The organism is Clostridiales bacterium (genome assembly GCA_030016385.1).
GTDB lineage: Bacteria > Bacillota > Clostridia > Clostridiales > Oxobacteraceae > JASEJN01.
The window spans coordinates 1-11,089 of sequence record JASEJN010000080.1 but is presented as its reverse complement, the minus strand read 5'-3'; the positions used below and the strand labels follow the sequence as shown (position 1 = coordinate 11,089).

The window sequence follows — 11,089 nt, the reverse complement described above, 5'->3', positions numbered from 1 at the left end:
AGATATTGGTATAATATTCCTTTTACCAGTAATTTGTCAGGTAGCACAATAGATTGAATTTATTTTATCCTTTTAACCTTATGCAACAGATAAAATTTTGTTATAATTCCTCAACATCATCAAGCAATTTATCTATCACTTTGTCTGCCGTAATGCCGTCGGCTACAGCGTCAAAATTTAGAAATATCCTGTGCCTTAATGATGGGTATGCCATATATTTAATATCGTCAAAAGAAACATTATATCTTCCCTCCATCAGTGCTTTTACCTTGGAGGATGCTATAATCGCCTGAGCGCCTCTTGGGCTTGCTCCAAATCTTACATATTTTTTACATATATCCGGAGAACCTTCAATATCGGGATGGGTCGCAAGTACAAGTTTCAATGCGTATTCCTGTACAGGCTTTGCTATAGGCACATCCCTTATAACCTTCCTCATATATAATATGTCCCTTCCCGTTACTGTTTTTGCTATTTCAACTTTTCTATTTGTAACTGTCACATCCATTATATCCATAAGCTCTCCAAGTGTTGGAAATTTAACGTCCAGTTTGAACATGAACCTATCAAGCTGCGCCTCCGGTAGTGGATATGTTCCTTCCATTTCAATGGGATTTTGAGTCGCAATAACCATAAAAGGCTCCGAAAGAATGTATGTTTTCCTTCCGCTGGTTACAGTATGCTCCTGCATGGCCTCAAGAAGTGCCGACTGGGTTTTAGGGGTCGCCCTGTTTATTTCGTCTGCCAGTACAAGGTTCGAGAAAATAGGACCTCTCTGGAATTCAAACCTGTTGTCTCCACGCTCATCTTTTATGATTATGCTTGTTCCCACGACATCTGAAGGCATCAAATCGGGTGTAAACTGTATTCTTGAAAAGGAAAGATCCAGGACTTCCCCTAGAGTTTTTACAAGCTGAGTTTTCCCGAGACCTGGTACTCCTTCCAGGAGTATGTTACCACCTGAAAATACCGCCATCAAAACCGTTCTTATGACATCCTTTTGTCCTATTATGCCCTTTGATATCTCCATTTCAGACCTGTTTATGGTATCTATTACTCCCTCTATTGTTTTTTCGTCTATATCCATAGTTTTTCTCCTATTCTTCAAGAGAACTGAAATAACCCTTTACTATCTCCTTCATACCATTTGGTATTCTGGAAGACCCTATATCCTCCATAGCCTGTTCTTTGTACTCACCGTATACTTTATTATATGGTATGCTCTCTCCCCTGTCTGCATTATCATAATCCGACTTCTCCACATCCACATTTCCGCTTCCCGATGGTTTTCCGGAAATGTATGACTGTTCACCGTTTCCTCCAAGATTTTCAGGAGCATATACTTTTTCATACTCTCCAACCTTTTTCTCAGAACCATCCTTATGGCTTATGGAATTGCCATCCGTTCCTTGAGGAGTCATGTCTTCACCATCGGAGCCACTACTGCCGCTTGCCCCTTGGCCTTTGCTGTTTTGCCCTGACTCACCTGATGCCCCTTCCTTTCCGCTTCCTCCATCCGGTGCTCCCACACTTTCCTGTTGATTTTGCTCGCCGTTTCCTTTCTCGCCTCCATTCATATTTTCATAATCATCCGTTATCTTTTTTACGGCATCTGATGCATTAGACCTTCGAACCAGACTTTCAAGACTATTTGCAAGGTTGTCAAGATCATCCTCTCTTATGCTTCCTTCTGCATCAATATCGTCTGCCGCTTTATTCAAGGATTCTTCAAGCCCATCGGTGCTTTTAAGGTTTGATGAAATGTCTTTGAAATCTTTTGAAATTCTTTTTTTACTGCTACCATCCATATTCTTCAAAGTTTCGGAGAGTTTTTTTATTTCTTTCGATGACGCTTTGGCATCGCTGCCTTCCATGGCATCCGCCACCTTTTCAGTTTCATTTGTTTTAGAAAATATATCTATAGCTTTTTGAAGATCCTCTTTGCTTGCATCATATTTCTTTTTAGACAGTTCAATCTTTTTCTGCCCTCTGTTTAAAGCTTTTTTTACCTCTTCAATGCTCTCTGATTCATTTATTTCTTTTTTTAGCTCAGCTAGTTTTTCCTCTATCTCCCTTTTATCCTCAGTAGTAAGGGCATTGCTATTTTTCAGCTCCTTCTCTATCTTTTCTACAGAAGATATTTGGCCATCTTTCTCTACCTGAAAGTTATGCCTCATTTTAGCGATATCACCCATTGGGTTTTTAATGAAACCCGTTGCTGCCAGAGAGACAAAAAGAATAAAACACAGCATGATATATTTCTTATCAGGAAGCAGCGGTATCTTTTTGGAGCCTACATTTTTTAAATGTTCCAGTGCATCCTTTTTTTGCAGCATCGCCATGGAAAATTCATCCCCTATAAGCTCCATAGCTGTCACCACGCGTTCTTTAAGACCTATGGAATCTATCTTTAATGCAACCTCCTTTAGTCCGGGACTTTTATATATTCCAAAAGCTATCCCGAAAACTATAAATATCACAAGTAAATATCCGCACTTCATATAAACACCATATATGGGTAAAAATATGGAAACTATATATATAAGAAGACCCGCTGCAAGTGCATATGATGAAAAAAGCATGGCATATTTTATTATGGATGATGCACATATCCTTCTCTTAAAGGCTTTTATAGAAGCTATAAACTGATTATCGATGCTGCTCATGACGGCCTCCTTTTAAATATATTTTTTCTCACGGGATTTATCTTTACTATAGATAAAAGCAATGTTATCACTATTATGCAGCCGTCAAATATCATGTTTCCCTCCCACAGTGGCATTCCTCCGGCATTAGCACTGACAGAATTTCCAAATAACCTCATGACTGAAATTCCCGTACCGAATTGGTCAGCTAATAGTGAGGCAAAACCTGCCATAGGATTTATATAAAGCAGGATAGGAGTAAATGCCATCGGTTTTCCTGTTCTTTCAACATAAGAGTACATGTACATTGCAGAGAGCAATAAAGTCCCGAGGATTAAAAAAGCCATTGCTCCGTATGATGCTACACCAGATACGGAAGACCGCTTGAAGAACGTCGAGAAGAACAAGCCTAAGGCTCCAAGTGTTAAAGCCGTAAGAATGTAAAAGGCAAAAAGTTCTCCCATATCCAGAAGCGATATCCCTCCGAACAAAAACACCACTGAGAATACAGGAAGAGAAACAATTATAAGAAGCATTATCTGGCTTATGGATGACAATAATTTGCCAAATATAATAGATATCGGAGAAAGGGGAGTGCTAAGCATAATATCCAGAGTCTGTTTCTCCCTCTCACCTGAAATTGCTCCGGCTGTCAATGAAGGGGCAATAAAGAGTATGAGCATAAACTGTATTATGGACAGATATGTATAAGTTGCAGTGAATTTATCCGGATTTACATATATGAAAGAAAGATCCTTCCCTGTCCCTATTTTAAGCATAAAAATCGAAACAGATGCCATTATAGCAAGATATATTACAATTATGGCAGGTAATTTCCAGCCTCTCATCCTGACCCTCAATTCCCTTAAAAATACGGGATTTATATTCATCGTGTATTTGCGCCTCCTATGACCTTCATAAATATATCTTCTAAGTTTCCTTCAGTTTGCGTAAAGGTGATTACGGGGATCTTACATGTTATCAGACGCTCCAGTATAGCACGAAGTTCATTATCATCTCCTGTAAAGCCTGCCTCGATATATTCCCTTTCGATGGATACCTTATCTATGGTTATAAACTCTCTTAAAAGTCGTAAGGCTTCATCGGTTTTTCTCTTCAGCTTTATCCTTATGGTTCTCCTTCCATGTACCCTTGCATTGATTTCATCTACGCTTCCTTGCGCGACTATCCTTCCATGATCTATTATTCCGATTGTCGTACAGAGCTTTGCAAGATCAGAAAGTATATGGGAGCTTACAAGTATGGTTTTGCCCATATCTTTTAATGTTCTTAATATATCCTTCATCTCAATCCTTGATTTAGGGTCCATGCCAGAAGCCGGCTCGTCGAGCACCAGAAGCCTTGGGTTATGTACAAGGCAGCGGGCAAAGCACAGCCTCTGCTTCATGCCCCTTGACAGACTGTCGACATACTCCTGGCTTTTATCGGATAGCCCGACAAGGTCTAAAAGTTCATTTGTTATTTTTTTACTCTCAGCTTTTTTTATGCCATAAATAGAGGCATAAAATTGCAGATATTCGTCCACTTTCAAGTTATCATAGACTCCAAAAAAGTCGGGCATATACCCTATCTTCGATTTTGCCTTCCTTACATCCTCTATTATATCCGAGTCATCTATATATACCTTTCCGGATGTCGGTGATAAAAGCCCGCATACTATTTTCATAGCTGTCGTCTTTCCAGCACCATTGGGGCCTACGAACCCGAATATCTCCCCCTCGTCAATACTGAGCGACAAATTATCGAGAGCGTTAAATTTCCCATACCTCTTGCAGAGGTTCTTTATCTCAAGCATCACTTAGCACTCCCTTTCACGGCTATTTGAGGCAATTTTATATTTGCACTGGCGTTCGCAGATACGATTCTTATTTTAATAACATTGCCGCTTATGTATCTCGATATATCCTGACCGCTTAAATTATACGCTGAAAGATCTTTTTCTTCCCAGGAACTTGTTTTATTGTCCCACAGGTATTCCTTTAAACCAGCATTGGACGATGGCTTTATGCTTGTAGTGCATTCCACATGGACTTCTTTTATGCTTACATTCCCATCTACCTTGAAATCAACCTCCATATCGCCTTTTCCCATATATGAGTTATCATATGGATTATACTCCTTGAAATTCGATGTTGTGGATACAGGCGATAAATATCCTTTCGGGTATTCGGCCTCATTACCCTTCTTAAATGTGGCATTGACATTGGATATCACCATCAAGGTTTCATTTTTTTTGATTTCATTATCGTTTACAATCAAGCTTCCTTCTATCTGCGACCGACTCAGGGCCACAAATTTCATCCCTATATTTTTAAATTTATCGGATGTTATTATGTACTGTATAAGACTGGAGGCAAGACTTGCCTGCTTTAGCTTGAAGATATCCTTAGAGTCGAACCTTCCTGCGCTCATACGATACTCTTTCACAACAGGATATATGCTCCAGACAAGGTCTTCTGGAGAGTTAAAATCAACAGGTGAACTTGTTATTTCCTTTGTTTTGCCCTTTTTAACAGATCCTGTTGAAATATACCAGTTAGAGCCTATTATATAGCTTTCATCAAAGTCAAAACACGTATCATTTTTGACTGAACCTGCAAAAGCCCCATCGGCATAGTTTACACTGCAGTCAACCTTTTCTGCTTTAGGAATATTTATATCAAGTCCTGTTACCCTCATGTCCCATATTTTATTTTTATAGAACTCTGCTGTTGTTTTTGAAGCAAAAATATATTTGGAATCAACAACGGCTTTATCTGCACTAATATTGTAATTGCCCGGCCCTGAACTTATCCCGATAGGAGGTTTTATATCCATTCCATCTCCTGCCTGCACTTTTATAGAGCCCTTATACGGCGTAAATATGCCTGCATAAGATTCAATATTTAGTCCGCCATTGGACAAATCCATTATTGAAACTATATTTGCTATAGGCTTATTCATTCTCGTAGATGAACCCGCTATATACATTACAAACGCAAAAACTATGGATAACGCCGGCACTGTAAACCACATGAATTCCCTTCTGTCTTTCTTTTTCAGCACGAGATAATTTACAGGCCCTATAAGAAATATATAAGTTCCAAATATAAGCAGATATAGCATCGGATTAGGGTAGTAAATATCGGGAATAATTTTCAAGCCTCCGATTAGGGAATAAGATCCCATACCATATTTTCCATTCGGGTTGCTATTGCTCTGGTACGGAAAGGCTGCTATAATATTTGAGGCAAACGGTTTATTCCCATCCCAGTCCGAAATAGGCTTTAATCCGAAGTCAAGCAATGATACCACTATATTTCCCCTGCCCTTGCCAATCCGGAGGGCAATATTATTGTTCCCATCTTTTATCAATGGTATTGAACCTTCTATATCCATATCAAGTATGTCGATGTTTAGAGGCGCGCTGCTGCTCTTTTCCACGAACGAATACAAAGCATTCGTTGAAATCTTCTTTATGCCACCGATTTTTGCGGTTATGTAACCATCCTTAAATGCAGATAGCGACTTTGAATATGAAGGTCCTGTCCCTATTATAAGCAAACCTCCTCGTCGCACCCATTCTTTCAATATTTCATACTTTTTTTTGTCAAGCTTTGATGTATCAAAATTATTTACAACTATGGCGTTGAACATCTGTGCTTCTTCGATGCTTTCGGGGAAGTTGTCTTCATCCAATTTTACGCTTTCGCTATCCTGTCTAGCATCAGTGAAATAATTAACCGAATCAAAATCGTCACTCAATATGCCTATGAAGTATGTATTCTGGCTCAATCCTCCGCTTATATAAGCCTTCTGCCTGTATATTACATCCTTTCCCTTTGTAAGATTGAATGTTATATTTCCATAAGATGTTAAAGGCAAATCAAGCTGATATTTTTTAGTAGTACCTCTTGATATACTTACAGGTACAGAATATATGGTAAGCATGTTATCTGTGTTTGGAATCTCGGCTTGAAGTTCCCCTGCTATATTCCCGCCACCGTTTTCAACCTCTACAATGGCAGGAACCATATTGTTGAATTTAAATACTCCACCATAACCTATTTGTATATCGAATTTGATATCCCCTTTATTTTCTGCCGAAGCACTTGTACATAAAAAAAGAACCAAGGCCATTGAAAATATTATTACCCTCATGAACCTGGCTTTCATTACTTTTCCCCCTCTACCTTTTTATACTCTATATAGAAATCATACCATATATTAACTAATATATTTATATATACCACTACATCTTTTAGACGTATGCATATGCCGACTTGTTCCACTATTTTTACCGCGTTTTTACATGCATTGCATATATCAAAATCATCTGAAGAATATTATTTCAGTATAAAATATGCACTCCATATATTCTGTCACCGTGATCTATACGAAAAGTATATATACACTATATAAATAAAGTAAAAACCACTATATATTATTATAGAAAAAATATTTTTCGAATAAATATTTATAAACTTATAACCGAACAGAGCAATTACCGCCAGAGATAATGCTATGTCGATTAACGTTACATGTTTGTCATTCCAGTACATCCTTGATTTTACAATAAAGAGTCCCGACGATTTTATATAGTTTATAAAAATCGAAAGAAATAATAAAAAGATACCTGAAAATATATCAGTATGACCAAATAATATCAGAATAAACCCTAACAGCGCAAGGATAACGATAAACATCACAATATGCCTGAAAAAATTCTCCTCACCTGAGAAAAGCGCCAATTTAACATGCTCCCGTCCATTTTATTATCTCATATTTAATATATGCAAAATAAGGCAAAAGGGCATTCATCGATATTCCTTAAAGCTTTTGACCGGGAGAATATTAAATAATCTTATGGACATGGACTGTGCAATTTATTAAAATGGTATAGGAGAATAAGAAATCTTAGCTTTTAAAATGCGTAATATAATGGAAGTTCAAAAAAATTCGATGGGTGGTACCGCACATGAAAGATATAAAAAATAACAGTACAGGAGTTAATATAATGAAGGATTGGCTTTTGCCTATAGCAGCAGCTATTTTAATCGCAATAATCATAAACAAAACATTATTTTTTATGATCGAAGTCCCGAGTTCGTCGATGTACCCGACTATAAAAATCGGAGACAGGATTGCTGTAACCAGAATATATAATACAAATAAGCTGCAAAGAGGAGATATAATAGTATTTAATTCAAAAGAGCTCGGGATAGTACTTGTAAAGAGGCTCATAGGTCTTCCAGGCGATATGGTAGATATAAAAGAGAATGGAGAATTGTACATAAACGGTAAACATAAAAGCGAACCATATGTTATACAAAACGGAGGTAAGTCCGGTACTTTTAAAGTTCCTGCAAATAGTTACTTTTTTTTGGGTGATAACAGGCGCGACTCTTTTGATGCAAGAGAATGGAAAAACCACTACATACCTGCAGACGATTTAGTGGGTAAAGCTCAGGTATTATTATTTCCGTTTAACAGGATTAAAATCGTTAAGTGATATATTCAAGTAATCTAACGGGAGGAAACTTATTTATGGATGAGTTTGATAAGATGCTGCGGGAATCGAAAAAATTTACAAAATTAAACCTTGATAAGAAAAAAAGGAAATTAAAAAAAGAAGTGGAGGAATACGAGTTTAAAAATCTGTATGATGCCGTAGAGTTTTTATTCGAGCTTAGGGCTAAGAGAGAAAAAAGCATAAAGGATAAAACATTGATTAAAATAATTGAACAGATTTTAAAGGATGAGCCATTTGAGTACAGGGATGAAGACTATATCCTGGAACAATACAAAGATGAAATATGCAAAGATAAATAGTGTAAAATATCCTGTGGGTTCGTTCTAAATAGTATCTAATTGGTATTTTTTGTTTGTTCCCTGTATCTTAGCTGTTCCTTTCTTCTGTTCATAATACTTTTTAGTATTTCCTTGATTAGTGCTGTAAAAGGTACGGCAAGTATCATCCCGGGCAATCCCCAGTAACTGCCAAACACAAGTATGGCGGTTATTACATAAAGGGGCTCAAGTCCTACTTTATTGCCTATAACCCTTGGCTGTACTATGTTCCCATCTATCTGCTGTATTATTACAAGCATGACAACCGTATAAAAAACTTCGGGCAGCCCCTGAAAAAGTGCAAGCAAGGCTGCAATTATAGTGCTTACAATCGATCCGAAATATGGTATCAAATTTAGCAGTCCCACAAGTACGCCCATAAGAAGGAAGTACTTATGCCCTATAATCTTTAAGCCTATCATGGCCATTATGAGAACAATTACCGCATCAACTAATACTCCTGAGATGTATCCGTTTAATATGGTATTGAACTCTTTAACCTGCTGGATAATCGGGTCGCTTATTTTATGATTGTTGAATAAGAGGATTACCTCTTTTATTGAACCCAATATCTTTTCTTTTTTCTGCAATATGTAAAAGGAAAGTATCATTGCAAGTATAAAATTAAAAATACCCTTTGTCAGGCCTTTTATAAATCCCATTATATTTCCCAGGACAACGGATGATATATTAGTAAATCGTGCAATATATTTTTCAATACTGCCGCTATCCACAGTCAACCCTGTAGAACTAAGGAGCTTTTTTAATCTGTCGAAGTCTTCAACTATTATATTTGAATAATCAGGCAAATCTATATTGGTAAGCTGGATTATATTCTTTTCTATTCCTGGAATGATAAATATTGAGATAAGCGTAATAGCACCTATTATTATCAAATATAAAAGTATTATGCTAAGGCTTCTTTTTATTTTTATCTTTCCAAAAAATTTTTCAAAAAACATGACAGGCCTGTTGAAAAGGAATGCCAATACTACCCCGATAATAAGCGGCGTCAATACCTTAAAAAACTTGTTTACAGCTCCTGCTATGTATACGGCTATTGTATCTAAGTTTTTAATTGTAAAATAACTTATAAATATGGCTGTAGCGACTACAAATGCAACTTTGCCATAATATAAAAGTTTTCTATCAAAAAATTTTTCATGTTTTTCATCGTCTTTCACAGAAAAAGCCACCCTCACTCCGTATTATATCATAATAATTCTACCCTATTGGACAAAATTTCTCTACATTTTTTAAAAAATTCTTCAGAGGGCGTATGTCTTATTTTCAATAACAAAAGGTAGGCAAAATGCCTACCTTTTGTTATTGATTTCTATCTATTCTACAATAATTCTATTATTCACCAAGCTGGCTCTTTCCTGCTTCAACAAGCCTCTGAGTGATTCTTCCACCTATACGTCCTGCATCTCTTGCTTTAAGATCAGGGTTATAGTCTGAAAGTTGAACTCCAACTTCGCTTGCTATTTCTTGAGTAAATCTCTTGCTGACACCTTTACGATCAGAATTATATAAATCTTGTTTATTTACCATTGCTGGCATATAATCCCCTCCCACATTGTTTTTTCAAGGATTCATTATCCTTGCATTAATTATATTGCCCACTATTTTTTTAATTATTTAATGTATATTTTTGCAATTATGTATTTTTATTCAACTGTTATTTATTTTTTAGCTATACTGGAATAAACAGTAACTCATAATACATGCTGTCTTACTGGCATAGTTAAAGGTAGGCAAATATACCTACCTTTAAAAAAATATATAAATCTAAGTTACTTTGAAAATTCACCAAGCTGATTTTTACCAGCGTCAACGAGCTTTTGTGTGATTCTTCCTCCAACACGTCCTGCATCTCTTGCTTTTAATTCTGGATTATAGTCAGAAAGTTGAACACCAACTTCTCCAGCTGTCTCCTGAGTGAACCTCTTGCTAACTCCTTTACGATCAGAAGTATTATAATCTGGCATAATAGTTCACCTCCTTTCAGTTTATGTAAAAAAATCTCCGATAATTGCAATCGTATCAATATGAATTTAACAAACTACATAAATCTTTACATATTTAATATCAAGAAATTTCATAAATGTTTTTTCTTTGCAATAGTATTATGCATCACATATCTGTATTATATAACCAGTATATTATAGCATATAAGGAATATTATATACTGTTTTACTTTTTAAAACTTTATTTGAATTTTATGTTATTTTTTAAACATAAACAAAATTTGATTTGCAGGTTTTCAAGAGATGCGATATGTCGATCGAAAAAGTATATATTAAAAAAGACCAGACATGCTATATGCCTGATCTTCTGGTGAGCCACCGGGGAGTCGAACCCCGGACACCATGATTAAAAGTCATGTGCTCTACCAGCTGAGCTAGTGGCTCATAAAATGGTGGAGATGAACGGATTCGAACCGATGACCCCCTGCTTGCAAGGCAGGTGCTCTCCCAGCTGAGCTACACCCCCATGATAGTGGCATAAACCCTATAATAAAGTTTATGCCAAACTAAAAAATGCTAATATGGGCAGTGACTTACTCTGCCGAAGCGTCACCGCTTCAGTAC

The 11,089-nt window shown here is 36.7% G+C and carries 10 protein-coding genes and 2 tRNA genes; 2 read left to right on the top strand and 10 right to left on the bottom strand.

What is annotated here, in order from left to right; genetic code table 11:
* Window positions 1–100: 100 nt before the first annotated feature.
* From QME45_13595 to QME45_13575, 5 genes are read right to left on the bottom strand one after another with little or no spacing between them, the layout of a single operon-like run.
* On the bottom strand, window positions 101–1,087 hold the full coding sequence (locus QME45_13595; GenBank protein ID MDI6619664.1) for a MoxR family ATPase: 987 nt from the start codon (window positions 1,085–1,087) through the stop codon (window positions 101–103).
* 10 nt (window positions 1,088–1,097) lie between these two features.
* A complete protein-coding gene (locus QME45_13590; GenBank protein ID MDI6619663.1) occupies window positions 1,098–2,666 on the bottom strand; it encodes a hypothetical protein in 1,569 nt (522 codons plus the stop codon).
* Window positions 2,663–3,535 (bottom strand): ABC transporter permease subunit, encoded by an 873-nt coding sequence (locus tag QME45_13585; GenBank protein MDI6619662.1) that lies wholly within the window; start codon window positions 3,533–3,535, stop codon window positions 2,663–2,665. Before QME45_13585 ends, QME45_13590 begins: the two co-directional genes overlap by 4 nt.
* Window positions 3,532–4,461 carry an ABC transporter ATP-binding protein gene (locus QME45_13580; protein MDI6619661.1) on the bottom strand — a complete coding sequence of 310 codons (930 nt, stop codon included), beginning with the start codon at window positions 4,459–4,461 and terminating at the stop codon, window positions 3,532–3,534. Before QME45_13580 ends, QME45_13585 begins: the two co-directional genes overlap by 4 nt.
* Complete coding sequence (locus QME45_13575; protein MDI6619660.1) at window positions 4,461–6,821, bottom strand: hypothetical protein; 2,361 nt, start codon at window positions 6,819–6,821, stop codon at window positions 4,461–4,463. The genes QME45_13580 and QME45_13575 overlap by 1 nt, the downstream gene beginning before the upstream one ends.
* An 802-nt stretch (window positions 6,822–7,623) precedes the next feature.
* On the opposite strand from QME45_13575, the gene lepB reads away from it, so the two are divergent.
* Both lepB and QME45_13565 read left to right on the top strand, forming a co-directional pair.
* Window positions 7,624–8,157, top strand: coding sequence for a signal peptidase I (gene lepB / locus QME45_13570; GenBank protein MDI6619659.1), 534 nt, complete (start codon window positions 7,624–7,626; stop codon window positions 8,155–8,157).
* A 35-nt stretch (window positions 8,158–8,192) separates the two neighbouring features.
* On the top strand, window positions 8,193–8,477 hold the full coding sequence (locus QME45_13565) for a hypothetical protein (GenBank protein MDI6619658.1): 285 nt from the start codon (window positions 8,193–8,195) through the stop codon (window positions 8,475–8,477).
* 35 nt (window positions 8,478–8,512) lie between these two features.
* On the opposite strand, the gene QME45_13560 is transcribed toward QME45_13565, so the two are convergent.
* From QME45_13560 to QME45_13540, 5 genes are all read right to left on the bottom strand, one after another.
* Window positions 8,513–9,679 carry an AI-2E family transporter gene (locus QME45_13560; GenBank protein ID MDI6619657.1) on the bottom strand — a complete coding sequence of 389 codons (1,167 nt, stop codon included), beginning with the start codon at window positions 9,677–9,679 and terminating at the stop codon, window positions 8,513–8,515.
* A 175-nt stretch (window positions 9,680–9,854) separates the two neighbouring features.
* Entirely contained in the window at window positions 9,855–10,058 is a 204-nt protein-coding gene (locus tag QME45_13555; protein ID MDI6619656.1) for an alpha/beta-type small acid-soluble spore protein, read from the bottom strand.
* A gap of 233 nt (window positions 10,059–10,291) precedes the next feature.
* The gene (locus QME45_13550) at window positions 10,292–10,486 is read right to left on the bottom strand and encodes a small, acid-soluble spore protein, alpha/beta type (GenBank protein MDI6619655.1); all 195 of its coding nucleotides are present in this window, start codon (window positions 10,484–10,486) and stop codon (window positions 10,292–10,294) included.
* A gap of 347 nt (window positions 10,487–10,833) precedes the next feature.
* Window positions 10,834–10,909 (bottom strand) — tRNA-Lys (locus tag QME45_13545).
* 6 nt (window positions 10,910–10,915) lie between these two features.
* Window positions 10,916–10,991: transfer RNA gene (locus tag QME45_13540), tRNA-Ala, on the bottom strand.
* Window positions 10,992–11,089: the final 98 nt, after the last annotated feature.

Bases quoted from the DNA above. Each gene is read 5' to 3' on its own strand.
- QME45_13595 (MDI6619664.1), bottom strand. From the start codon at position 1,087: ATGGATATAGACGAAAAAACAATAGAGGGAGTAATAGATACCATAAAC.
- QME45_13590 (MDI6619663.1), bottom strand. From the start codon at position 2,666: ATGAGCAGCATCGATAATCAGTTTATAGCTTCTATAAAAGCCTTTAAG.
- QME45_13585 (MDI6619662.1), bottom strand. From the start codon at position 3,535: ATGAATATAAATCCCGTATTTTTAAGGGAATTGAGGGTCAGGATGAGA.
- QME45_13580 (MDI6619661.1), bottom strand. From the start codon at position 4,461: ATGCTTGAGATAAAGAACCTCTGCAAGAGGTATGGGAAATTTAACGCT.
- QME45_13575 (MDI6619660.1), bottom strand. From the start codon at position 6,821: ATGAAAGCCAGGTTCATGAGGGTAATAATATTTTCAATGGCCTTGGTT.
- lepB (MDI6619659.1), top strand. From the start codon at position 7,624: ATGAAAGATATAAAAAATAACAGTACAGGAGTTAATATAATGAAGGAT.
- QME45_13565 (MDI6619658.1), top strand. From the start codon at position 8,193: ATGGATGAGTTTGATAAGATGCTGCGGGAATCGAAAAAATTTACAAAA.
- QME45_13555 (MDI6619656.1), bottom strand. From the start codon at position 10,058: ATGCCAGCAATGGTAAATAAACAAGATTTATATAATTCTGATCGTAAA.
- QME45_13550 (MDI6619655.1), bottom strand. From the start codon at position 10,486: ATGCCAGATTATAATACTTCTGATCGTAAAGGAGTTAGCAAGAGGTTC.